A 22,500-nucleotide genomic window follows, 5' to 3' on the forward strand; every position below is an offset into this window, starting at 1 on the left:
ACTGTCCTCCTTGGTTCGGGCCGGTCGACGTGCGCCGGTATGTCCATGCAAACACATGTATCTCGCCGATTGTTCCCGTGCTGTTCGCCCGGCGGGGGTGGTGCCGGTTAGGCAGCCTGCTGTCCGTCGTCAGTGCCCAGCTACCTGTGTCATCCTGTGTCCATGGCAGCGAAAGAGCGGGTCCCGGGCTGGGTCCGCCGCACCGTGATCGAGGTGGTCGGCTGGACCCTCGTGGTACTCGGGATCGCCGCGCTCGTCCTGCCCGGGCCGGGTCTGCTGCTCCTCGCCGCGGGCCTCGCCGTCCTGTCGCAGCAGTACCACTGGGCTCGCCGCTACCTGAAGCCGCTGAAGGCCAACGCGTTCCACGCCGCAGCGCTGGGCGTGAAGACCATCCCCCGCATCGCGGCCAGCTGCGCCAGTGCCCTCGTGATCATGAGCCTCGGCATCGTGTGGATCCTTCAGGTCCCCGTCCCGGGATGGTGGTTCTTCGAGGACAAGTGGTGGCTGTTCGGTGGATCGGGGACGGGCATCAGCCTCGTCGTGTCCTCCGTGATCGCCCTCGCGCTCATCGCCTACAGCGTGCGGCGGTTCCGCGGGAAGCCGGTCCCGGCGACCCAGCGGGTCCTGCGGGCCAGGACGGACTAGCCCCACCGAGGAGCCGCCGTAGGAGATGAAGGGCAGCGGTGCGCCGATCACCGGCCTCATCCCCGTGACCACGGCGATGTTCCAGGGTGCCAAGGATCAGGGGCCGGGTCCGGGAGGTTCCACGGGTGATTCAGGAACTCCGGGCAGTGGGCATGCCGTGGCTGGTACGTTGAACCCGTGCTCACCGTGATCGGGGAAACCCTCATCGACGAAGTCGTCAGCGACACCGCCTCCATGCGCGCGCACGTCGGCGGCAGTCCGATGAACGTGGCCGTGGGCCTCGCCCGGCTCGGTCACCCCGCCCAGTTCGTGGGGCGATTCGGCGACGACGAGTACGGCCGGATGATCCAGCAGCACCTCCGCGACAACTCGGTGCCCTTCCCTGTCGGCCCGGATGCCCACCCCACCAGCGTCGCCACCGCCCGGCTCGATCCGGCGGGCGGTGCATCCTACGACTTCCAGCTCATCTGGGACCTGCCGGGACTCGCGGACCGGAAGGACAGCCTGCTCGACGGGACGAGCCTGCTGCACACCGGCTCCATCGCCACGATGCTCGCGCCCGGGGCCACGGACGTCCTGGCACTGGTCACCGCGGCGCACCCGCTGGTCACGGTCACCTACGACCCCAACTGCAGGCCGACCATCATCCGCGACGCCGTCGTCGCGCGCGAGCAGGCCGAGACCTTCGTGGCGCTCGCCGACGTCGTGAAGGCGTCCGACGAGGACCTCGCCTGGCTCTATCCCGGCCGGACGCCCGAGGCATCGGCCCGGGCCTGGCTGGAGACCGGCGCCGCCGTCGTCGTCGTGACCCGGGGCTCGAAGGGACCGTGGGGCGTGTGCCGCGCCGGCGAGGTCTCGGTGCCGGCGCCGTCGACGAGCGTGGTGGACAGCGTGGGCGCGGGGGATTCCTTCATGGCGGCGCTGCTCGGGGCGCTCGTGGACCTCGAGCTCGACGGCGCCCATCGCCGGGACGAGCTGCGACGAATGAACCTCGGGCAGCTCACCGGCATGCTGCAGTACGCGGCGCGGGCCGCTGCGATCACCGTGTCGCGAGCGGGCGCCAACCCGCCGTCGCGGCACGAGATGGCGCAGCCCTGAGCCGGAGGCGGCCCCCTACCCGACCGATCACCAGAGGAGCACAGCGATGACCCGCGACCCGTACGCAGACCTTCCGCAGATCCCCGAGTTCGAGCTCACGAGCGAGGACATCACGCACGACGCGCCCCTCGACGCGGCGCAGGCATCCGGCATGATGGGCGCAGGCGGCGAGGACCGGTCCCCGCAGCTCAGCTGGAGCGGCTTCCCCGACGGCACGAAGAGCTTCGCCGTCACCGTCTACGATCCCGACGCCCCGACCGCCAGCGGTTTCTGGCACTGGGCAGTGGCCAACCTGCCCCTGAGCACCACATCCCTCCCGGCCGGTGCCGGCACGGACGGATCCGGCCTGCTGCCCGAGGGCGCCGTGCAGTTGCGGAACGACGGCGGGTTCGCCGGCTTCGTGGGTGCCGCACCTCCTGCCGGGCACGGCCCGCACCACTACCACGTGGTGGTGCACGCGGTGGACGTCGAGACGCTCGAGATCGCCGCCGACGCGACGCCGGCGTACCTCGGCTTCACCCTGTTCTCGCACGCCATCGGTCGTGCCCGGCTGGTCGGCACGTTCGAGCAGTAGCAGCCGTCCTCCCCGAGGAGCGGGGACGACGCCGGGAGCGGCCGTCCCGTCCGTCGGGCGCCACCCCGTCGAACGGCCGGGGAAGGGCCCCTTCCGCGCCGGTAGGGTGGGAGCAGAACCGAAGGAGTCACCGATGCGCCTCGTGGCGAGCGATATGGACGGTACCGTCGTGGGGAACGACGGCAGAATGAGCGAACGCACCATCCGGGCGTTCCGGGCCTGCGCGGAGTCCGGCGTCGACGTCGTCTTCGTGACCGGTCGGCCGCCCCGGTGGCTGCAGCCCCTCAAGGACCAGCTAGGTCACACGGGGACCGTGATCTGCTCGAATGGCGCGCTCACCTACGATCTCGAGGGCGAGTGCGTCCTCGAGGCGACCCTGCTGGACCCGGAGGACATCTACGCCGCGCGGGACATCATCCGCGGGCTCTTCCCCGCCGCGACCTTCGCCGCGGAGACCGTCTCCGGCTTCAAGGTGGAGACGGGCTTCGCGGACGAGGCCACCTCGGAGCTCCTCGGCGGTATCACCGCCCAGCCCTTCGAGGAGTCGCTGCCGGGCGAGCAGATCGTGAAGTTCCTGGCCCGCGAGAAGGACATCTCACCGGACGCCTTCCTCGCCGCAGTCCGGCCGGCCGTCGCCCACCTGGTCTCGACGACGCACTCCGCGCCCACCGTCGCCCTGCTCGAGATGGCCGTACCCGAGATCAACAAGTCCGTCACGCTCGCCCGGTACGCGGCCGAGCGCGGCATCGACGCGGCGGACGTCGTCGCGTTCGGGGACATGCCCAACGACATCCAGATGCTCGACTGGGCAGGGTCCGGCTATGCCATGGCCTCCGGGCACCCGGATGCGCTGGCGGCGGCCAACCTGGTGGCACCACCGTTCGACGAGGACGGCGTGGCCCAGGTGCTGGAGGAGAGGCTTGCGGCACTCCGGACGGCCTGAGACCCGCCGCTACCCCTACCTCGACACTCCGCCCGGACCCTCCGGACGGCCCCGGCCGATCGCCCTCTCGCACCGCGGCTTCGCGCCCGACGGCGGCGAGAACACGCTCGCTGCCTTCGAGCGGTCCGTCGCCCTGGGATTCGCCCACCTCGAGATCGACGTCCGGGCGTCGCGGGACGGCGTGGTCATGGTCTTCCACGACGAGCACCTGGACCGGGTGACCGGCGCCCACGGGCCGATCGCGGACCGCACGGCCGAGGAGCTCCGGCAGCTCCAGGTCCAGGGACACGGGGGCATCCCCGCGCTCGAGGAGGTCCTCGCGCGCTGGCCGCAGCTCCGCCTGAACATCGACGTCAAGAGCGACGACTGCATCCGCCCCCTCGCCGAGCTCGTCGATCGCCTGGACGCCCACGACCGCATCCTCGTGGCGTCCTTCTCCGACCGCCGCCGCCGGCGTGTGCTGCGGCTCCTCGCCAGGCCGACGGCGTCCTCCGCGGGCATGCTCGTGAATGTGCTGGTGAAGCTGCTGGCGCCGGTCGGGCTCGTCGGGATGGTCGCGCGCCGTGCCGGGGTGCAGGCGCTCCAGGTCCCGGAGACCTACCGGGGCATCCGCGTGGTGACCCGCCGGTTCGTCGCGGCGTGCCACGCCGCCGGCCTGCAGGTGCATGTCTGGACGATCAACGGTCGGGAGGACATGGACCGGCTGCTGGACCTCGGCGTCGACGGGCTGGTGTCCGATGCCGCCGACGTCCTCGCGGCCTGCCTGGATGCCCGCTCCTCGTGGCCGCCGGCCGCGACAGCGCCCGACGCCGGGCTCCCGTAGCAGCCCGACCCGAGAGCCACCGTGGCTGCTGCACCTTCCGTCGCAGCGCACGTCCGGCGGGTGCGGGAGCGCAGGACGCGCTGACCCTCCGGGAGGTAAGGGGGCGACATGCGGGAGCCCGGTCGCGGCCACTCCCGCAACCGGGCTCCCTCGGTATCGGTGCATCAGCGGGGTATCGCGCCCACCGCCGATGCACCGAGCCTGGTGCCTGCGGCGCCCGTCGCGCGGGCGCCGCAGGAGTCTAGGTTCGGCCCTTGCCGGGCTTTGCGTCGACGCTCAGTTCCACGGGCTCGGTGGTGGCCGTTCCATGGGCGTTCGAGAAGGTCGCCCGGAACAGGCGTCCGTCGTCGGCGGTGCGCGCCTTCTTCACCTCGGCCGTCGAGGTGTAGGTGCCGTCGTCGTCGCGTTCCGCGCGCTGCGTGACGTCCGCCGGCTGCCACGTCACGCCGTCGTCGTCGGAGCTCTCCCAGACGGCCACCGGTTCGGGCGTGCCCACGGCGCTCGCCGTGAGCCGGGCCTTGTGGCCGTCGCGCACGGTGACGTCGACCGGCAGGGACGCGAGCTCCGGCACCTCGACGGTCTGATCCACCGTGGGCCAGCCGTCCTCCCAGCCCATCTTCTGCAGCCCGAGCGTCGGGATGTAGGGTGCCGCCGCGTTGTTCCGGTCGTAGTAGTGGAAGGCGAGGTAGTCCTCGAACACGGACTGGCCGCCGAGTCCGTTCATGGCGCCGTGCGATTCCATCAGGATGGTGCCACCCCCGCCGGCCATGTCCCGGCCCTCCCTGTCCAGGTAGGGCCCCGTGATGGACTCCGAGCGGCCCACGGCGATCTTGTAGGTGGAGTCGGCCCCACGGCAGCAGAAGTCGAAGGAGGTGAAGAGGTAGTAGTAGCCGTCGCGGTGCGTGATGTACGGCGCTTCGATCGGGTTGCCGGGGATGAAGCGATCCGCGAGGTTGACCGTCAGCGACTGCCAGTCCTCCACGGGCTTGCCGCTCGGCCACTCGAGCGGGACCAGGAAGATGCCGTACCAGAAGGAGCCGATGGACATGAAGGGCTTGCCGTCGGCGTCCTCGACGATCCCCGCGTCGATGGCGTTGAAGGTCTTGTCCGGGTTGGCGGGATCGAGTCCCTCCACCGGCGAATCGACCACGAGGCCCTGGTCCACCCACTCGTAGTCCGGGTCCTCTGGGTCGAGGGTGGTGTTCGTCGCCAGGGCGGTGAGGGAGTTGTTCCCGCCGAACTGTGACGCCGAGTAGTACAGGTAGAAGGTGCCGTCGTTCTCGTAGATCTCCGGAGCCCACAGGTTCTCCGGGAGCACACCGCCTGCGTAGCGCTCGTCGATCCAGGCCGGGATCTCGTCCCACACCGTGCCGCGGTACTCCCAGGTGGTGCCCTCGTCCTTCGAGGACCACATCTGGATGGTGCCGCCGTTCTCGCGGGCCAGCAGGCCGGTGGAGTAGACGTACCAGGTGCCGTCCTCGTCGATGATCAGGGCGGGGTCGTGGATGGGGGAGGTCTCACCGACCACGGACTTGCCGCCCACGAGGTCATCGAGGCTGCCCGCGGCCGACTGCCGGGTGAGCGAGGCGGGGGCGGGAGGATCTTCGGGGCCTGCGGAGGCGGGCATCGCGGCGCCGGCCAGGGCGAGCGCCAGAACGGCGACGATACTGGCGGGGCGCGACCAGAGTGCGGGACGTGACGCCATCATCACGTGGTCCTTTCGACGGGGAGAGGACGGGCCCGACGGTCCGCGGCCCGTTTACATCGTTGTCTACATCGTTGTAGAACAGTGCCACGAGCTGGTGCTGGCAGTCAAGGATCCAATGCCGAGGACGGGAGGGAGCGGCCCCCTCCTCCTGTCCGCTGATCAGGTCGTGAGGACCGGGTCCGTCAGCGTCCGCAGGTAATGGAGCGCGGCGGGGGCATAGGCGCGCATCGAGTCGTCGTCGGCGTACACGAGCAGGCGGAGCCAGGAACCGTAGCGATGCACGCGGCCCAGTCTGAGCGCGGGTTCGACGGCGGTGCGCAGCTCGGACAGGGGGGCGTAGGACGTCCAGTGGTCGAGGTACGCATCGATGACGGCGAGGATCCGGGGGTCGTCCGCCGTCGTGCTCCACTGCTCCCGCATCTGCGTGACGGGGACCAGCAGGGCACTGAAGGGATGCGCCCAGTAGGCGTCCGCGAAGTCGAAGAACCGCAGGGGGTCGGTGCTGGATCCGGGCAGGAAGCAGTTCCTCGCGTGCAGGTCGTTGTGGTCGAGGGAGAGCGGGACGCCGACGCCGCGCAGTACCTCGACCGCCTCCTCGATGGCGGGCAGCCGGCGCACGACGTCGTCGGCCTCCTCCGGTCCGAGGTACAGGGGGTGCTCGGGCGGCAGGCCGGTGTGGAGGAGGAGCTGGTTCTCCACGAAGTTCGAGGCGACGTCCGGGTTCATGACGACGAGGCCCGCCTGGGACAGCCGCTCCCCGTGCGGGGCGACAGCCTGCTGGAGGCCCGCGAAGTCACCGGTGATCCGTGCCCACACGGACGCGTCGTCGGACCCGACGCTGTCCAGCGTGGCCCCGTGGTCGGCCGTCAGCAGCCAACCGCGTGACGGTTCGATGGCGAGGGGCGCCGCCACGTGGTCCGGGGCCAGTTCGCCGAGGAGCGACATGATGGAGGCCTCCGCGAACTGGCCGAGGTTGTTCTCCTTGAACCACAGCCTGCCGTGGTCGGTGGGTACGGTCAGCTGGGTGGACCAGAACCGGATGCGCGGCTGCTCCGTGGGCCCGAGGCGCGTGACGCCGAAGGACCCGAGGACGAGGTCGATCCACTGGTCCGCCTGCTGCCGCCATTCCGGCGAGGCCCAGACGGCACGCGGATTGTTCATGCCTGTGATTCTGCCATCCGGTGCGGGTTCAGCCGAGCTTGGAGGGCCTGCTGCCGTGGTCGCGCGATTCGAGCTCCTCCGGCCCGGCGACGTGCTCGCTGCCGCGCACCCGGGCGACCGCCGTCATGCCGTGGAAGATGACGAGCGCCGCAGCGGTTCCCAGGGCGATGCCCGCGAAGGTGAGGTCCCCCATGACCCAGGTGAAGTCGGCGATCCCGATCACGAGGGCGACCCCCGCCGTGGAGAGGTTGATCGGATTGGAGAAGTCCACGCGGTTCTGCACCCAGATGCGGACCCCGAGGATGCCGATCATCCCGTACAGCACCACACCGGCGCCGCCGAGGACTCCGGGCGGCACGGTGGCGATGAGCGCCCCGAACTTGGGGAACAGGCTGAGGAGGATCGCGACGACCCCCGCCACCCAGTAGGCCGCCGTCGAGTAGACGCGTGATGCCGCCATCACGCCGATGTTCTCGGCGTACGTGGTGGTGCCGGAGCCGCCACCTGCTCCGGCGATCATCGTGGCGAGGCCGTCCGCCATGAGGGCCCGGCCGGTCATCGGGTCGAGGTCCCGGTCCGTCATGGCGGCCACGGACTTCACGTGACCGATGTTCTCCGCGACGAGCACGAGCACCACGGGGATGAACAGTCCGACGACGGACAGGTGGAACTCGGGCGCCGCGAAGTCGGGGAGACCGACCCACGCGGCGTCGTTGATCGCCGCGAGGTCCACCTCACCCCGGAGGAGGGCGACGGCGTACCCGGCGAGGACGCCGACCAGGATGGAGAGCCGCCCCAGGATGCCTTTGAAGAGGACCGTCACGAGGAGGATGGCGATCACGGTGACGAGCGCCGTGACGGGCGCCTGCTCGAAGCTGGCCTTCGCCGTCGGCGCAAGGTTCAATCCGATCAGGGCCACGATGGCGCCCGTGACGATCGGCGGCATGGCCACCTGGATCCAGCGCGCCCCCGCAGTGTGCACGATGAACCCGATGATCGCCAGTGCGGCACCGGCCATGATGATCCCGCCCAGCGCCCCGGCGGGCCCGTGCTGCGACTGCGCCGCGGCGATGGGCGCGATGAACGCGAAGCTCGAGCCGAGGTAGCTCGGTATGCGGTTCGCGGTGATGACGAGGAACAGGAGGGTGCCGATGCCCGAGAACAGCAGGGTGGTGGACGGCGGGAAACCCGTGATCAGCGGCACCAGGAACGTCGCGCCGAACATCGCGACCACGTGCTGCGCGCCGATGCCGACGGTCCGGGGCCAGGAGAGGCGCTCGTCGGGAGCGACGAAGCCGCCGGGGGTGACGTTCCTGCCGTCCCCGTGCAGGGTCCAACCGATACCTCGTGTGCTCATGGGGGTGCCTTCCGGGTGGGTCGGGGGTTCCGGCAAATCCTATCGGCAGCGCGTGACGGGGGTGTTACGTTGCTTGTCAGCGAGCAAAGGGGCAGACATGGCATTCACGGTCCGCGGACGCACCGTGCTGGTCACGGGTGCAGGCATGGGCATGGGCAGGCTGTACGCCGAGCGGGCCGCGCGGGACGGGGCGGGCGCCGTCGTGCTGTGGGACATCGATGCACGGGCGCTCGAGGACGTGGTGGCGCACCTCGCCCCGCACGGCGCCACCGTCCACAGCTACATGGTGGACGTCGGATCCGTGGAGTCGATCCGGGCAGCTGCCGCCGCGGTCCTGAACGACGTCGGTGTCCCCGACGTCCTGGTCAACAACGCCGGGATCGTGCGCGGCGCGTACTTCTGGGAGCACGACCACCTCGCGGACATCGACCTGACCCTGCGCGTCAACGCCGCCGGTCCCATGCACGTCGCACGGGCCTTCCTGCCGGCGATGATCGGGCAGGGACGTGCAGGCAGGATCCTGAACGTTGCATCGGCGTCCGGCACCCTGTCCGTCCCGCGGATGAGCGTCTACGCGGCGTCCAAGTGGGCCGTGATCGGCTGGAGCGATTCACTGCGCCTCGAGCTGCGGGCCGCGCGTCATCCCATCGCCGTCACCACCCTGATTCCCAGCTACATCAGGACCGGCATGTTCGAGGGTGCCCGAGGCCCGTTCATGACCCCGCTCATGGAGCCGGAGTACGTGGTGGACCGGGCCTGGAACGGCATGCTCGGCGGACGCGCCCGGGTCCAGCTGCCCTGGACCGTGCAGCTCGCGGGCACGCTCCGCGCTGTGCTGCCGCAACCCGTCTGGGACGTCGTCGCGGGCCGCGTCCTCAGGATCTACAGCTCCATGGACCACTTCACCGGGCGCCAGGACGGCCCCGCCTCCGAGACGAAGGACACGCCATGAACGCCACTGCACTCCTCGACGGCCGACGCCGGTACTTCGACACCGGTGCCACACGGCCCGCGACCTGGCGGCGCGGGCAGCTCGAGGCCCTCCGCCGCCTGCTCGTCGACCGCGAGGAGGACTTCACGGCCGCCCTCGAGGCGGACCTCGGCAAGAGCCGCACGGAGGCGTTCCTCTCGGAGATCGCCGTCGTGCGGGCCGAACTGGACTTCGCCCTCAAGCACCTCGACCGGTGGATGGCGCCGGAGAAGATCCCCGTGCCGGGCGGCCTGCGCCCCGGGCGCGCGTGGACGCAGGCGCGCCCGCTCGGGGTCGTGCTGATCATCGGGCCGTGGAACTATCCGCTGCAGCTGGTCCTGGCCCCCCTGGTCGGTGCGCTCGCGGCGGGCAACACGGCGGTGCTGAAACCCAGTGAACTGGCCACCGCGACCTCCGCCGTGCTCTCCCGCCTCGTGCCGCTGTACCTCGATGCCGAAGCGGTGTCCGTGGTGGAGGGCGGGGTGGAGGCCAGTACCGATCTCCTCGCGCAGCCCTTCGACCACGTGTTCTACACGGGGGGCGAGCGGGTGGGGAAGATCGTGATGAAGGCCGCTGCGGAACACCTCACGCCCGTCACGCTCGAGCTCGGCGGGAAGTCCCCGGCCGTCGTCGTCGGCGGCGACCTGCGCGCTGCGGCGAGGCGTATCGCCTACGGCAAATTCATGAATGCGGCGCAGACGTGCGTGGCTCCCGACTACATCCTGACCACGCCGGCCGCGGCCCCGGCCCTGGCCGACGCCCTGGGCGATGCGATCCGGGACTTCTACGGCAAGGATCCGCGGATGTCGGGGGACTACGGCCGCATCATCAACGAGCACCACTTCGACAGGATCGTCGGGCTCCTCGACGGCGGGAGGGTCGTCTCCGGCGGCCGCCACGACCGCGCCGATCGGTACATCGAGCCCACGGTGCTGCGGGACGTTGATCCGGCGTCACCGCTCATGCAGGAGGAGATCTTCGGCCCGCTGCTGCCCATCCTCGAGGTGGAGGACCTCCAGGCCGCGATCCGCTTCATCGGTGCACGACCCCACCCGCTGGCCGCCTACCTCTTCAGCGATCGCGACGATCACCTGGCGGCGTTCACCCAGCAGGTCCAGGCAGGCGGGCTGGGGCACAATGTCTGCACCATCCAGCTCGCGGTCCCCGGCCTGCCCTTCGGTGGCGTCGGAGCCAGCGGCACGGGCAGCTACCACGGCCGGCAGTCCTTCGTGACCTTCAGCCACCTGCAGCCCGTGTTCTCGAAGCCGTCGGGACTGGACACCCTGCGCCTCGCCTACCCACCCTTCGGGCCGGTCAAGCGGGCCCTGCTGCGCCGGCTCCTCTAGGGCCGGCGCAGGGCCCGCCGGGTCAGCTGATGACGCCGTCCACGAGGGCCTTCGCCTCGGCCTGGACCTGCTTGAGGTGCTCCTCGCCGCGGAAGGACTCGGCGTAGATCTTGTAGACGTCCTCCGTCCCGGACGGGCGGGCCGCGAACCAGGCGTTCTCCGTGGTCACCTTCAGGCCGCCCACGGGGGCACCGTTGCCGGGCGCCTCCGTCAGGCGGGCGGTGATCTCCTCGCCCGCGAGGGTCGTGGCAGTGACGTCCGACGGCGAGAGCTTGCCGAGGGCGGCCTTCTGCTCGCGCGTCGCTGCGGCGTCGATGCGCGCGTAGACCGGCGCGCCGAAGCGTTCGGTCAGCGCGCCGTAGTGCTGTGACGGCGTCTTCCCCGTCACGGCAGTGATCTCCGAGGCGAGCAGCGCCAGCAGGATGCCGTCCTTGTCCGTGCTCCACGGTGACCCGTCGAGGCGCAGGAAGGACGCTCCGGCGGACTCCTCGCCGCCGAACGCCAGTTCTCCGCTGAGCAGGCCGGGGACGAACCACTTGAAGCCCACCGGGACCTCCTGCAGCACGCGGCCGAGATCGGCGGCGACACGGTCGATGATCGAGGACGAGACGAGGGTCTTGCCGATCACGGCGTCGGGACGCCAGTTGGGCCGGTTCGCGTACAGGTACTGGATGGCGACGGCGAGGTAGTGGTTGGGGTTCATGAGTCCGGCGTCGGGGGTGACGATGCCGTGGCGGTCGGCATCGGCGTCGTTCCCCGTCGCGATGTCGAACGTGTCCGCCTGCTTGATGAGCGAGGCCATGGCGTACGGGGAGGAGCAGTCCATCCGGATCTTCTCGTCCCAGTCGAGCGTCATGAACGCCCACTGGGGGTCGACCGTCGGGTTGACCACGGTGAGGTTCAGGTTGTGGCGCTCGCCGATCGCGCCCCAGTAGTCCACGGCGGCGCCGCCCATGGGATCGGCGCCGATGTGCACGTTCGCGGAGCGGATGGCGTCGAGATCCAGGACCGAGGGGAGGTCGTCGACGTAGTGCTGCAGGAAGTCGTAGGTGCTGATGCCCTCGGCGGTCCGCGCCTGGGCGATGGGCATGCGCCGGACATCGCGGAGGCCGCCCTCGAGGAGGTCGTTGGCGCGGTTCGCGATCCACGTGGTGGCATCGGAGTCGGCGGGGCCTCCGTGCGGTGGGTTGTACTTGAAACCGCCATCGGCCGGGGGATTGTGCGAGGGGGTGATGACGATCCCGTCGGCCTGCTCCGTGCGCGTCGCGTTGTACCTGAGGATGGCGTGCGAGACGGCCGGGGTGGGGGTGTAGGCGCCGCGGGCGTCGACGAGGACGGCCACGTGGTTGGCCGCGAGGACCTCGAGGGCCGTGTTCTGCGCGGGCTCGGACAGCGCATGGGTGTCCTTGCCCATGAACAGGGGCCCGGTGATCCCCTGCCCCGCGCGGTACTCGACGATCGCCTGCGTGATCGCCGCGATGTGCCCCTCGTTGAAGGAGGACTTGAGGGAGGACCCGCGGTGCCCGGAGGTCCCGAAGGCCACGCGCTGCGCGGGGTCCCCGAGATCGGGTTCGACGTCGAAGTACGCGTCGAGCAGTTTGGTCACGTCGACGAGGTCGGAGGGGAGGGCCACTGTGCCCGCTCGGTTAGCCATGGCCCCAGCATCTCAAAGAACGCGGCCGATTACACCCGGTGTCGCTGATCGTCAGTAAGCTGAGGATCAGCACCCGGCCAGGGTGGAGACGCGAACGGAAGGAAGCACCATGAGCGACGGTCCCAGCGACACCCCCACCGGCGATCCCGAGGAGCAGGGCGCCGAGAAGGCCGGCAACCTCGACGAGCAGCTCGCCGGTGGTTACGGCGGACCAGGCACGGAGGACGAGGTGGCCCCGGACTTCGAGGCGGACAACGGCAGCGGTCCCACCGGCTGACGCCGATGGGGGCGGCGACGCCCGGAGCCGTGTGACCGCGCCGGACGGCGGCCGACATGGTCCGACGCGTCGCAGGGCCCGCGGTTAGGGTGGACGGGTGATCACGCCCGCGCAGCCCCGCCCGCTCAGGATCGTCCTCGCTCCCGACTCCCTCAAGGGCAGCCTCCCCGCAGCGGAGGCTGCCCTCGCCATGTCGCGGGGCGTCACCTCCGCCGCGGCCCGTCTCGGACACCCGGCGCCTGACGTCGTCCTCGCCCCCCTCGCCGACGGTGGGGAGGGGACACTGGACGCGCTGCTCGCGGCCTGGGGCGTCGAGCCCCGGACGGTCGCCTGCCATGACGCCGCCGGCCGGGCCTGCGCCGCCCGGTACGGCATCACCACCGGGGGAAGCGGCTCCACTGCCGCGGATGGCGCTGCCGGTGCCGCGGACGACGCAGCGGATGATGCGGTGCGCGGTGTCCTCGAGGCCGCCGAGGCCAACGGCCTGCCCCTGGTCGCGGACCTGCCGCTGGATGCCCTGACGGCCACGAGCTTCGGGGTGGGCGAGATCGCGGCGGCACTACTCTGCGACGGGGCGGAGGAGATCCTGCTGTGCATCGGCGGCTCCGCGACCACCGACGGCGGCACGGGACTCCTCTCCGCCCTCGGCGCACGTTTCCTCGACGCGGACGGCGACCCGCTCCCGCCCGGCGGCGGCGCACTGGCGACCCTCGCCTCGATCGAGCTGGACGGACTCCATCCGCGGGCCCGCGCTGCACGGTGGCGCATCGCCGTCGACGTCGACAACCCCCTGTGCGGGCCCCGCGGTGCCGCAGCGGTCTTCGGTCCGCAGAAGGGCGCGTCGCCGGACGACGTCGCCGTGCTCGACCACGGCCTGGCGCACCTTGCACGCATCCTGCGCGATCTGACGGGCGTCGACGTGCTGGAGCTGCCGGGCGCCGGGGCGGCCGGGGGACTGCCCGCCGTGCTCGTGGCGCTGCTCGGCGCGGAGATCGTCCCGGGGTCCGCGCTGGTCGCGGACGCCGTCGGCCTCGGGGCCGCTCTCGCCGACGCCGACCTCGTGCTGACCGGGGAGGGTTCCTTCGATGCGCAGTCCCTCGGCGGCAAGGTGGTCCAGGCCGTCGTCGCGAACGCCCCGGCCGGCTGCGCCGTCGTCGCGATCGCGGGACGGGTTCAGCTCACGCCCGCGGAGGTCCAGGACGCCGGGCTGGCGGCGGCCTTCTCCCTGGCGACGGGTCCGGTGCGGCTCGAGGAGCTGATGCAGGACGCCGGGGCGCTCATGGAGGGGGCCGCCGCGCACGTGTACGGCGTGTTCGGTGCGGCGCGGACCTAGACCGAGATCTCCCGCTTCAGGATCTTGCCGGTGGGGCCCTTCGGCAGGGCGTCCACGAGCACCACCCGGCGCGGGTACTTGTAGGCCGCGACGCGCTCCTTCGCGAACTCGACGACCTCCGCGGCGAGGGTCTCCTTCGCGGCGTTGTCGGCCGGGGCGTACCCGGCCTTGAGGCCGATCACGGCGACGATCTCCTCGCCGTGCAGCGGGTCGGGCACGCCGATCACGGCGGCCTCGGCGACGGCGGGGTGCTCGTAGAGCACTTCCTCGATCTCGCGCGGATAGACGTTATACCCGCCGCGGAGGATCACGTCCTTCTTGCGGTCGACGATGAACAGCAGGCCGTCCTCGTCGACGCGGGCGAGGTCTCCGGTGCGGAACCAGCCGTCGGGGATGGCCGCGGAGGTCGCGTCCGGATTCTTCCAGTAGCCCTTCATGACGCAGTGGCCGCGCACGGCGATCTCGCCCACCTCGCCCTGCGGCAGCTCGGCGCCGTCGGGATCGATGATGCGTACGTCCACACCCTCGACCGGGGTGCCGATGGAGCCGGGCTTGCGCAACGCACCCACGCGGTTGAAGCTGACGATCGGCGACGTCTCGGACAGCCCGTACCCCTCGAGGAGATCGGCCTTGAACACGCGCTCGAACTCGTGCAGTACCTCGACGGGCAGGGCCGAGCCGCCGGAGACGGCGACCCGCACGGAGGAGAGGTCGGTGTCCTGGACCGCCGGATGCCGCAGCATCGCGATGTACATGGTGGGCACGCCCTCGAAGATGGTGACGCGGTCCCGGGCGATGATCTCCAGCGCCTTGCCGGGTTCGAAGCGCGGCAGCAGCGTGACCGTCGCGCCGGTCAGCACGGCGGCGTTCAGGGCGCAGGTCTGGCCGAAGATGTGGAAGAACGGCAGGCCGCCGAACAGCACCTCGCCCTCGGCCGTGCCCATCAGGTCGCGGGAGATCTCGGTGTTCCGCGAGAGGTTGGTGTGCGAGAGCGTCGCGCCCTTCGGCCGTCCCGTGGTCCCCGAGGTGTAGAGGACGACGGCGGTGTCCTCGCCGTCGAGGTCGACGACGCCGGGGGTGGGCTCGGCCGCGGAGACGCTCTGCATGAAGGCACCGCTGTCCACGGTGACCACCGTGACCTCGTCGCCGCGCTCCGTTCCCGATGCCTCCGCCCCGGACTGCGCCTCCGCGATGATGCCCTCCCAGGCGAAGACCAGCCGGGCCCCCGAGTCCGTCAGGTGGTAGGCGACCTCGCGTCCCTTGAGCAGCGGGTTCAGCGGCACGACGACGGCCCCGACGCGCAGGATGCCGTAGTAGACGAAGGCCATCTGAGGGATGTTCGGCATGATCAGGGCGACGCGGTCACCGCGCCGGACACCATGGCCGGCGAGGAGGGTCGCGACCTTCTGGCTGAGTACTTCGAGGGCTCCGAAGGTGACTTCGACGTCGTCGAGCTTGATGGCCACCGCCGCGGGGCTCCTCGTTGCGGTGGCGACAAGATTGTTGGCGAGGTTCGACACGCGATCTCCTTTGATCCTTCGACGACTGCCGGGCCGGCCGCACGCCGCACGTACGGTGTCCGTTCCGGTGCTCCCGGTACGGATGTTACCGGTGGGTAGAAGTCTGTGGGATCAGGGGCGGCCGCGCAACAGGGCCCGCCGGAGCCTAGCGGACGCCGCTCATGGCCTTCCGGATGGCGGGTGCTCCTGCGAGGAGGGCGCCGCCGAGCACGATCGCCGTGATGCCGCTGAAGGCGAAGTAGGGCACCTCGGTCTCCTCGGAGTAGAACCCGGCGAGGATGCCGGACACCGTGGTCCCGAGGGAGATGGACAGGAAGAAGAGGGCCAGCATCTGCGTGCGGAACGCCTCGGGGGCGAGCTTGGTGGTCACGGACAGACCGATCGGGGAGATGAACAGCTCCGCCCAGGTGAACAGCAGGAGGATCGCGGCGAGCCCGAGCAGCGGCGTGCTGTTCGGTCCACCACCGGCGAAGGGGATGAAGGCGAGGAACGCCAGGCCCATCACCATGAGTCCGAAGGAGAACTTCACGGGCGACGACGGCTGGCGACTCCCGAGGCGCGTCCACAGGGCCGCGAACACACCGGCGAAGACGATGATGAAGACGGGGTTGATCGACTGCACCATGCCCGGCGGCATCTCCCAGCCGAAGAGATCCCGGTCCAGGCGGCTCTCGGAGTACAGGGCGACGACGGTGAACTGCTGCTGGAACAGCGACCAGAAGGCAGCGCTCGCGACGAAGAGCGGCATGAAGGAGTAGACGCGGCGCCGCTCGACGGCGGTGACCTTGCGGCTGAGCAGGATCACCGCGAAATAGGCGACGGTCGCGACGATGGCGGCGAAGGCCATCACGTCGGCGAGGTTCTCCGCGTTCAGGAGGCCTGTGCTCACGACCACGCCCAGGAGCACGAGGACGGCGGCGGTGATGATGATCCAGCGGCGGTACTCGGCACGCGGGAGGGGATTCTCGACCTCGTGCGCGGTGACCGGCAGGTTCTTCCGGGCGAGCGCGTACTGCACGAGGCCCGCGGCCATGCCGACCGCCGCGAGGCCGAAGCCCACATGGAACCCGTAGGCGTCCCACGCCAGATTGGTGAGCAGCGGTCCCACGAGGGCACCGATGTTGATGCCCATGTAGAAGATGGAGAAGCCCGCGTCGCGGCGGTCGTCGCCGGGCGCGTACAGCGTGCCGACGAGTGACGACGCGTTCGCCTTCAGGCCGCCCGAGCCCACGCCTACCAGGACCAGCCCGACGGCGAGGCCCACGACACCGGGGAGCAGCGCGAGGGCGATGTGCCCGCCCATGATGATGATCGCCGAGACGAAGAGCACGCGCTCGGAGCCGAAGACGCGGTCGGCGAGCCAGGCGCCCAGGATGGTGGAGAGGTAGACCCCGCCGCCGTAGGCCCCGACGAGTCCTGCAGCAGTCACCTCGTCGAAGCCGAGGCCGCCCTCGGCGAGCGTGTAGGTCATGTAGTAGAGCAGCAGCGCCTGCATGCCGTAGAAGGAGAACCGCTCCCACAGCTCCACGCTGAACAGGTTCGCCAGCATGCGCGGGTGTCCGAGGAAGGTCGACCCGCCGGTGCGGGCGGTGCGCTGGGAAGTGCTCATCTACTCCATGGTGCCACTGGCCACGAGAGCTGGGAAATCACCATCGGCATACCGCACGGCCTCGATCTGTGCCGTTGCGGCGAGCAGCTGCGCCTCCTCACCGGGCCGCCCGATGAGCTGCACGCTCATGGACAGGCCGTCCGGCAGGCGGAGCGTGGGGACCGTCACGGCAGGCAGGCCGCAGACGTTCACCATGGAGGTGTAGGGAGAGTATCGGCACTGGCGGAGGTAGTCGGTGTCGCCGTCGGCGTCGGTGTACCACCCGATCGGGCGCGGTGTCATCGCCACGGCGGGAGTCAGGATCATGTCGTGGTCGGAGTACTGGCGGATCGTCTCGTGCTCGAACTGCCGCAGCACGTCGACGGCGGCCGCGAGGTCCGCGGCGCTGCGGCCCAGCGCGCGGCGGCGGAGCACGCGGGTGATGTCCGTCAGCCGGTCCTCGCGGTCCGCGGGGAGGGGGGCGGTGGCCAGTCCCGCGGTCCACACCAGCTGGAAGGCGTCGTGGTAGCGACGGTCGTAGGTCAGGGCGGTCTCGACGACGTCGTGTCCGGCCCGCTGCAGCATCCCGATACCGGCGTGGAGCGCGTCGGTCGCGGCACTGTCCAGCCCGAGGTCGCCCAGGACGTCGCCGGCTCCGGCGAAGGGGGAGGCGGTGCTGACGCCGATCCTGAAGCGCCCTTCCGCCCGCAGCGCCGCGTCGAGGAAGGAGCCGGGATAGCGGGAGGCGGCGCTGGTGGGCCGGTAGTTCGGTTCCTGGACCAGGACATCGAGGAGCAGCCCGGCATCCGCGGCCGTATGGGCGAGTGGACCGGCGACCACCAGCTGTCCGAGGTCCGCCTGCGCCGATCCCGAGGGCACCCGGCCACGGTTCGGCTTGAGCCCGACGAGACCGGTGGCCGCCGCAGGGATGCGGACGGAACCGCCGCCGTCGGTCCCGGGCGCGAAGGGGACCATGCGCGCGGCGACGGCGGCCGCACTCCCGCCGCTCGATCCTGCGGGGCTGAGCCGGGGGTCCAGGGGATTGCGGGCCGGCGGGGCGATGCGGTTCTCGCTGTAGCAGCTCAGACCGAACTCCGGGACCTGCGTCTTGCCGAGGCTGATGGCGCCGGCCCGCCGGAGGACGGACGCCAGCGGCGCATCCTTCTCGGCGACGGCGTGATCGAGGGCGGCCGTGCCCAGCGTGGTCCGGACACCGGCGACGTCGGTGAGGTCCTTGTGGGCGATCGGCACGCCGTGCAGCGGCCCGAGAGTGACGCCCGAGGCGTGCAGCCGGTCGGCGTGGTCGGCGGCGCGCAGCGCGTCGTCGTGCGTGACCGTGACGAACGAGCCGAGGTCCGGATTCAGGGCGTCGATGCGCCGGAGGAAATGCTCGGTCACCTCCCGGGCACTGACGGCGCCGCGGGCGAGCGCGTCACGGAGCGTGAGGGCGGGCAGGTCGTGCAGTTCGCTCATGGGCACTCCAGGGAAGGCGGGGATCCTCCCACTATAGGAGCCGGCCCGCAGGGGTCCGTAGCAATGGCGTCCCCTGCCGGTGCGTGGAAAGGTAGGCGCATGAGCGATCTCCAGAACGTACCGGTGACGGCAGTGCCCAGCGACGCGCGCATCCTCGATGTCCGTGAGGACTACGAGTGGGAGGCGGGCCACGTGGACGGCGCCGTCCACATCCCGCTCGACCAGCTGCCCGCGCGGTTCGGCGAGCTGGATCCCGACGAGGACCTGCATGTCATCTGCCGTGCCGGCGGGCGCTCGCAGCGCGCTGCGGAGTGGCTCGAGGGCAACGGCTACACGGCGATCAACGTGAGCGGCGGCATGGGTGCCTGGGCCGACGCCGGCAAGCCGATGGTCTCCGAGACGGGCAGCGAGCCCGCGGTCCTGTGACGCAGCCGTCCTCGTACACCTACCTGGGGCCTGAGGGTACCTTCACCGAGGCCGCACTCCTGCAGGTGCCGGGAGCCGGAGAGTCACGCCGCGTACCGGCGTCCACCGTTGCGGCGGCGCTCGACGCCGTACGGTCGAAGGCGGTGGACGCCGCGATGGTGCCCATCGAGAACTCGGTCGAGGGAGGTGTCAGCGCGACGCTGGACGCCATCGCGGTCGGCGAGCCCCTGCGGATCCTGCGTGAGGAACTCGTGCCCATCACCTTCGTGCTCGCCGCGCGGGCCGGAACCGCACTCGGGGCCGTCCGGCGGATCGCGACCCACGGGCACGCCTGGGCGCAGTGCCGTGCCTGGGTGGACGCCACCATCGCCGATGCGGAATACTTCCCGTCGTCGTCGACCGCTGCTGCCGCCTACGGGCTCGTCGACGGTGACGACTCCTATGACGGCGCCATCTGTTCGCCCCTCGTGGCCCAGCGGCTCGGGCTGGCCGTGCTCGCGGAGGACATCGGGGACGTGGCCGACGCCGTCACGCGGTTCGTGCTCGTCGGCCGACCGGACGCGCTCCCGCCCCGGACCGGGGCGGACAAGACCACGCTGGTGATACCGCTTCCCAGGGACCACCCCGGGGCGCTGATGCAGATCCTCGACCAGTTCGCCGCGCGCGGGGTCAATCTCAGCCGGATCGAATCGCGGCCCACCGGGCAGTTCCTCGGCGACTACTTCTTCAGCGTGGACGCGGACGGCCATGTGGAGGACGCGCGGGTGGCGGACGCGCTCAAGGGCCTGCACCGGATCAGCCCGGGCCTCCGCTTCCTCGGGTCCTACGCGCGGGCCGATCACCGGACCCCCGCCGTCGAGCGCCACACCTCGGATGACGCCTTCGCGTCGGCGGACCACTGGCTCGGGGGGATCCTCGGGGGCCGACCGAGGTAGGCGCGTTCCTGCGGCCCATTACACAGTAGGCTTACCATCGACGGTCCCCCACTCGAAGGCTGGTTCTCCTGATGGCTCGATTGCGCCGCAGCAACACGCGCAGGCCCGGTATCTCCCGCCGCCGGCACGGCAAGGGTTTCAGCTACCGAGCGCCCAGCGGCGAGCTGCTGCAGGACCGCGCCGAGCTCGAGCGGATCAAGGAGCTCGTGATCCCGCCGGCCTGGAAGGACGTGTGGATCGCGCCGTACCCGAACGGGCACGTCCAGGCGATCGGCACGGACGATGCCGGACGGCGCCAGTACATGTACCACCCGGCCTGGCGGGAGCAGAAGGACCGCGAGAAGTTCGACCGCGCACTCGATTTCGGCGCGAAGCTGCCGAGCGCCCGTCGCGCCATCACGCAGCACCTGCGGAGCGACGGCGTCAGCCGGGAGCGGGCCTTCGCAGCAGCCCTGCGGATCGTCGACTCCGGTGCGCTCAGGATCGGCTCCGCGCAGTACGCGGAGACCAACGGATCCTTCGGGGTGACCACGCTGCTGGTGGAGCACTGCACCATCGACGGCGGCCTGATCGTCTTCGACTTCCCCGGCAAGAGCGGCCAGCACTGGGACACGCGCCTCGAGGACGAGGACCTGGCCGAGGCGCTGCGGCCCATGGTGGAGCGTGAGGAGGCCGACACGGTCCTGGCCTACCAGTCGGAGAACGGCGTGTGGCACCACGTGGACGGCTCCCAGCTCAACGAATTCCTCCGCCAGGTCACGGGCGGCCCCTTCACCGCGAAGGACTTCCGGACCTGGCAGGCCACGGTCGTCGCCGCGATGGCACTCGCGAAGGAGGACCTCGGGGCGACCACCCGGACGGCCCGCCAGAAGGCGGTGAGCGCCACCATGAAGGCCGTGGCGGAGCACCTCGGCAACACGCCGACGGTTGCCCGCACCTCCTACGTGGACCCGCGGCTCGTGGACCGCTTCATGAGCGGTGAGGTCATCCCCATCGGTACCTACTCGGCCTCGGAGAAGGCCGTGCAGGAGCTGCTGCGCGACTGAGCGCACCAGCGCCCGTTTCAAACCATCCCGTCGGTCAGTACGCTGGCACCGGGCGCCCAACGAGGAGCGCATCCTTCGACGAAAGGCAGCATCATGACCGAGAACGCCCATGGTGGACACATCGTGAACCCCAACGAGGGTGACGGCTCGACGTCGGATCCCAACTGGCAGGGTGACATCGGGGACCAGGGTAACGACCTGCGCTTCGCAGAGGAGCAGGCCCTGATCAACGAGCAGGCCGATCGCGCCGACCGCGATCCCTCGGAGGCCGTCGCGGCCGCCGAGCAGGAGGGCCACTACACGAGCACCGAGCCGGCAGGAGCCTCCGGCGGATACACGTCGTCCCAGGACGCCGCGGAGGAGGGCGAGTACACCGACAAGGACAAGCCCCTCGTCGACGCGCCCGAGGGCCAGGGCGAGTACACGGACCGCGAGCGCTAGGAGCGGCGCAGCAGCCGCCGCCACCCTTTCTGGAAGTCGGTGAGCGGCAGCACGGAGGACCCCGATGGTCCGGGAGCCGGAGCAGGCACCCGGACCATCAGCGCGTCCGGGTCCACCCGTGCCGTCACCGACGTCGTCGAGCCGGAGGCATCGCCGTCCAGCTGGGTCGCGATCGGTTCCGCGGACCACACGGTCACCTCACGGGCGCGGTAGTAGCTGATCACCGGCGTCGCCCCGCGGTGTCGCAGCAGGATCTTCGCGGCCATCAGCGTCCAGCCGATCAGGCTGCGGGGGCTGAGGACCACCACGTCGAGGTAGCCGTCGTCGATCATGGCATCCGGCACGAAGTCCACGCCCGCCGGCAGCTTCCCGCAGTTCGCCACGAGCAGGCTGCGCACCTTGCGGCTCTGCGGCGGCTGGCCGTCGAGGCTGATGGAGATCCGACGGCGGCGCCCGGGGAGGTGGCGTACGCCCGCCTCGCTGTAGGCGAGCCAGCCCAGCTTGTCCTTCAGGTCCTGCTTCGCGTCCGCCACCACGCTGGCGTCGAATCCCACCCCGCCCATGACGAGGAACGGGTGCTCGGAACTCGTGTGCGTGCGGTCGTTACGCAGGATGATCCGTGCGGCGTCGATGCGCCGCTCGTAGCCGTGCAGCGCGATCCGCAGGCACCCGGCGATGTCGTGGTACGGCAGCCCGAGGTTCCGCACCAGCAGGTTGCCGGTACCGAGGGGCAGCAGCCCCAGCGCCGCGGGCCGGTGGGCGAGGGCCTGTGCGACGGCGCGCACGGTGCCGTCGCCGCCCGCGGCGATGACGAGGTCGGCGCCCGCGTCGAGGGCCCGCTGCGCCTGCCCCGTGCCCGGGTCCTCGACGGTGGTCTCGAGGATCAGCGGCCGCTCCCAGCCCGCATCGGAGCAGGCCTGTTCCACGAGTTCGCGGGTCACCCCGGCCTGCAGCTTGGTCGGGTTGAGGACGAGGGCCACGCGCTGCGGACCCACGGGCGCTGGCACCGGCTCGTGCACCGAGGCCGTGGGGGTCCGGGTCTGCTGCAGCCGACGCACGGACCAGTAGGTCTGCACGGAGGCGACGGCGGCGGAAGCCGCGGCGGTCCCGGCGAGGAGTTTGCGGCGCATGGTCATCCACAATAGCGGCGAGGCCGGGCGATCCGTGGCCGGCGGGGGTTTG

At 70.9% G+C, this 22,500-nt stretch carries 21 protein-coding genes; 13 read left to right on the plus strand and 8 right to left on the minus strand.

Going from position 1 to position 22,500, the window contains the following annotated elements; translation table 11 throughout:
* Nucleotides 1-162 precede the first annotated feature (162 nt).
* The 5 genes from NVV32_RS00330 to NVV32_RS00350 all read left to right on the plus strand — a co-directional run bounded on the left by NVV32_RS00330 (nt 163) and on the right by NVV32_RS00350 (nt 4,083).
* Entirely contained in the window at nt 163-645 is a 483-nt protein-coding gene (locus NVV32_RS00330; RefSeq protein ID WP_055766007.1) for a PGPGW domain-containing protein, read from the plus strand.
* A 177-nt stretch (nt 646-822) separates the two neighbouring features.
* Complete coding sequence (locus NVV32_RS00335; protein WP_055766002.1) at nt 823-1,743, plus strand: carbohydrate kinase family protein; 921 nt, start codon at nt 823-825, stop codon at nt 1,741-1,743.
* 46 nt (nt 1,744-1,789) lie between these two features.
* A complete protein-coding gene (locus NVV32_RS00340; protein WP_422390971.1) occupies nt 1,790-2,317 on the plus strand; it encodes a YbhB/YbcL family Raf kinase inhibitor-like protein in 528 nt (175 codons plus the stop codon).
* Nucleotides 2,318-2,450: 133 nt separating this feature from the next.
* A complete protein-coding gene (locus NVV32_RS00345) occupies nt 2,451-3,260 on the plus strand; it encodes an HAD family hydrolase (RefSeq protein WP_422390972.1) in 810 nt (269 codons plus the stop codon).
* Entirely contained in the window at nt 3,238-4,083 is an 846-nt protein-coding gene (locus tag NVV32_RS00350; RefSeq protein ID WP_422390973.1) for a glycerophosphodiester phosphodiesterase family protein, read from the plus strand. The genes NVV32_RS00345 and NVV32_RS00350 overlap by 23 nt, the downstream gene beginning before the upstream one ends.
* A gap of 241 nt (nt 4,084-4,324) precedes the next feature.
* Here the strand turns inward: NVV32_RS00350 and NVV32_RS00355 are convergent, their stop codons facing one another.
* From NVV32_RS00355 to NVV32_RS00365, 3 genes are all read right to left on the minus strand, one after another.
* Nucleotides 4,325-5,791 (minus strand): glycoside hydrolase family 43 protein, encoded by a 1,467-nt coding sequence (locus NVV32_RS00355; protein ID WP_422390974.1) that lies wholly within the window; start codon nt 5,789-5,791, stop codon nt 4,325-4,327.
* 159 nt (nt 5,792-5,950) lie between these two features.
* Nucleotides 5,951-6,952, minus strand: coding sequence for a phosphotransferase (locus tag NVV32_RS00360; protein ID WP_082471161.1), 1,002 nt, complete (start codon nt 6,950-6,952; stop codon nt 5,951-5,953).
* A 28-nt stretch (nt 6,953-6,980) separates the two neighbouring features.
* The gene (locus NVV32_RS00365; protein ID WP_082471160.1) at nt 6,981-8,309 is read right to left on the minus strand and encodes a uracil-xanthine permease family protein; all 1,329 of its coding nucleotides are present in this window, start codon (nt 8,307-8,309) and stop codon (nt 6,981-6,983) included.
* 97 nt (nt 8,310-8,406) lie between these two features.
* Between NVV32_RS00365 and NVV32_RS00370 the strand changes: the two genes are divergently transcribed.
* Both NVV32_RS00370 and NVV32_RS00375 read left to right on the plus strand, forming a co-directional pair.
* Nucleotides 8,407-9,261, plus strand: a complete 855-nt coding sequence (locus NVV32_RS00370; RefSeq protein ID WP_055765993.1) for an SDR family NAD(P)-dependent oxidoreductase — start codon at nt 8,407-8,409, stop codon at nt 9,259-9,261.
* Complete coding sequence (locus NVV32_RS00375) at nt 9,258-10,625, plus strand: aldehyde dehydrogenase family protein (RefSeq protein WP_055765990.1); 1,368 nt, start codon at nt 9,258-9,260, stop codon at nt 10,623-10,625. Before NVV32_RS00370 ends, NVV32_RS00375 begins: the two co-directional genes overlap by 4 nt.
* Nucleotides 10,626-10,647: 22 nt before the next feature.
* On the opposite strand, the gene pgm is transcribed toward NVV32_RS00375, so the two are convergent.
* Complete coding sequence (pgm, locus tag NVV32_RS00380; RefSeq protein ID WP_055765987.1) at nt 10,648-12,279, minus strand: phosphoglucomutase (alpha-D-glucose-1,6-bisphosphate-dependent); 1,632 nt, start codon at nt 12,277-12,279, stop codon at nt 10,648-10,650.
* Between the two features lie 109 nt (nt 12,280-12,388).
* On the opposite strand from pgm, the gene NVV32_RS00385 reads away from it, so the two are divergent.
* Both NVV32_RS00385 and NVV32_RS00390 read left to right on the plus strand, forming a co-directional pair.
* Nucleotides 12,389-12,556 (plus strand): hypothetical protein, encoded by a 168-nt coding sequence (locus NVV32_RS00385; RefSeq protein ID WP_157365700.1) that lies wholly within the window; start codon nt 12,389-12,391, stop codon nt 12,554-12,556.
* Between the two features lie 97 nt (nt 12,557-12,653).
* Nucleotides 12,654-13,889, plus strand: a complete 1,236-nt coding sequence (locus NVV32_RS00390; RefSeq protein WP_422390975.1) for a glycerate kinase — start codon at nt 12,654-12,656, stop codon at nt 13,887-13,889.
* Here the strand turns inward: NVV32_RS00390 and NVV32_RS00395 are convergent.
* From NVV32_RS00395 to NVV32_RS00405, 3 genes are all read right to left on the minus strand, one after another.
* Complete coding sequence (locus NVV32_RS00395) at nt 13,886-15,409, minus strand: long-chain-fatty-acid--CoA ligase (RefSeq protein WP_422390976.1); 1,524 nt, start codon at nt 15,407-15,409, stop codon at nt 13,886-13,888. The two genes, NVV32_RS00390 and NVV32_RS00395, sit on opposite strands and share 4 nt — an antisense overlap.
* A 145-nt stretch (nt 15,410-15,554) precedes the next feature.
* Nucleotides 15,555-17,018 carry a peptide MFS transporter gene (locus NVV32_RS00400; protein WP_422390977.1) on the minus strand — a complete coding sequence of 488 codons (1,464 nt, stop codon included), beginning with the start codon at nt 17,016-17,018 and terminating at the stop codon, nt 15,555-15,557.
* Entirely contained in the window at nt 17,019-18,470 is a 1,452-nt protein-coding gene (locus NVV32_RS00405; protein ID WP_422390978.1) for an amidase, read from the minus strand.
* A gap of 99 nt (nt 18,471-18,569) precedes the next feature.
* Between NVV32_RS00405 and NVV32_RS00410 the strand changes: the two genes are divergently transcribed.
* From NVV32_RS00410 to NVV32_RS00425, 4 genes are all read left to right on the plus strand, one after another.
* Nucleotides 18,570-18,896: a rhodanese-like domain-containing protein gene (locus tag NVV32_RS00410; RefSeq protein ID WP_422390979.1), complete on the plus strand. Its 327-nt coding sequence runs from the start codon at nt 18,570-18,572 to the stop codon at nt 18,894-18,896.
* Nucleotides 18,893-19,831, plus strand: a complete 939-nt coding sequence (gene pheA, locus NVV32_RS00415) for a prephenate dehydratase (protein ID WP_422390980.1) — start codon at nt 18,893-18,895, stop codon at nt 19,829-19,831. Before NVV32_RS00410 ends, pheA begins: the two co-directional genes overlap by 4 nt.
* 71 nt (nt 19,832-19,902) lie before the next feature.
* Nucleotides 19,903-20,877, plus strand: coding sequence for a DNA topoisomerase IB (locus NVV32_RS00420; RefSeq protein ID WP_422390981.1), 975 nt, complete (start codon nt 19,903-19,905; stop codon nt 20,875-20,877).
* A gap of 93 nt (nt 20,878-20,970) precedes the next feature.
* Nucleotides 20,971-21,318, plus strand: coding sequence for a hypothetical protein (locus NVV32_RS00425; protein WP_055765965.1), 348 nt, complete (start codon nt 20,971-20,973; stop codon nt 21,316-21,318).
* On the opposite strand, the gene NVV32_RS00430 is transcribed toward NVV32_RS00425, so the two are convergent.
* Nucleotides 21,315-22,448: a diacylglycerol/lipid kinase family protein gene (locus NVV32_RS00430; RefSeq protein ID WP_055768932.1), complete on the minus strand. Its 1,134-nt coding sequence runs from the start codon at nt 22,446-22,448 to the stop codon at nt 21,315-21,317. The two genes, NVV32_RS00425 and NVV32_RS00430, sit on opposite strands and share 4 nt — an antisense overlap.
* Nucleotides 22,449-22,500 lie beyond the last annotated feature (52 nt).

This window comes from Arthrobacter sp. N1, assembly GCF_048288285.1.
Lineage (GTDB): Bacteria > Actinomycetota > Actinomycetes > Actinomycetales > Micrococcaceae > Arthrobacter_D.

Bases quoted from the DNA above. Each gene is read 5' to 3' on its own strand.
- NVV32_RS00330 (WP_055766007.1), top strand. From the start codon at position 163: ATGGCAGCGAAAGAGCGGGTCCCGGGCTGGGTCCGCCGCACCGTGATC.
- NVV32_RS00340 (WP_422390971.1), top strand. From the start codon at position 1,790: ATGACCCGCGACCCGTACGCAGACCTTCCGCAGATCCCCGAGTTCGAG.
- NVV32_RS00345 (WP_422390972.1), top strand. From the start codon at position 2,451: ATGCGCCTCGTGGCGAGCGATATGGACGGTACCGTCGTGGGGAACGAC.
- NVV32_RS00355 (WP_422390974.1), bottom strand. From the start codon at position 5,791: ATGATGGCGTCACGTCCCGCACTCTGGTCGCGCCCCGCCAGTATCGTC.
- NVV32_RS00360 (WP_082471161.1), bottom strand. From the start codon at position 6,952: ATGAACAATCCGCGTGCCGTCTGGGCCTCGCCGGAATGGCGGCAGCAG.
- NVV32_RS00365 (WP_082471160.1), bottom strand. From the start codon at position 8,309: ATGAGCACACGAGGTATCGGTTGGACCCTGCACGGGGACGGCAGGAAC.
- NVV32_RS00370 (WP_055765993.1), top strand. From the start codon at position 8,407: ATGGCATTCACGGTCCGCGGACGCACCGTGCTGGTCACGGGTGCAGGC.
- NVV32_RS00375 (WP_055765990.1), top strand. From the start codon at position 9,258: ATGAACGCCACTGCACTCCTCGACGGCCGACGCCGGTACTTCGACACC.
- pgm (WP_055765987.1), bottom strand. From the start codon at position 12,279: ATGGCTAACCGAGCGGGCACAGTGGCCCTCCCCTCCGACCTCGTCGAC.
- NVV32_RS00385 (WP_157365700.1), top strand. From the start codon at position 12,389: ATGAGCGACGGTCCCAGCGACACCCCCACCGGCGATCCCGAGGAGCAG.
- NVV32_RS00400 (WP_422390977.1), bottom strand. From the start codon at position 17,018: ATGAGCACTTCCCAGCGCACCGCCCGCACCGGCGGGTCGACCTTCCTC.
- NVV32_RS00405 (WP_422390978.1), bottom strand. From the start codon at position 18,470: ATGAGCGAACTGCACGACCTGCCCGCCCTCACGCTCCGTGACGCGCTC.
- NVV32_RS00410 (WP_422390979.1), top strand. From the start codon at position 18,570: ATGAGCGATCTCCAGAACGTACCGGTGACGGCAGTGCCCAGCGACGCG.
- NVV32_RS00420 (WP_422390981.1), top strand. From the start codon at position 19,903: ATGGCTCGATTGCGCCGCAGCAACACGCGCAGGCCCGGTATCTCCCGC.
- NVV32_RS00425 (WP_055765965.1), top strand. From the start codon at position 20,971: ATGACCGAGAACGCCCATGGTGGACACATCGTGAACCCCAACGAGGGT.
- NVV32_RS00430 (WP_055768932.1), bottom strand. From the start codon at position 22,448: ATGCGCCGCAAACTCCTCGCCGGGACCGCCGCGGCTTCCGCCGCCGTC.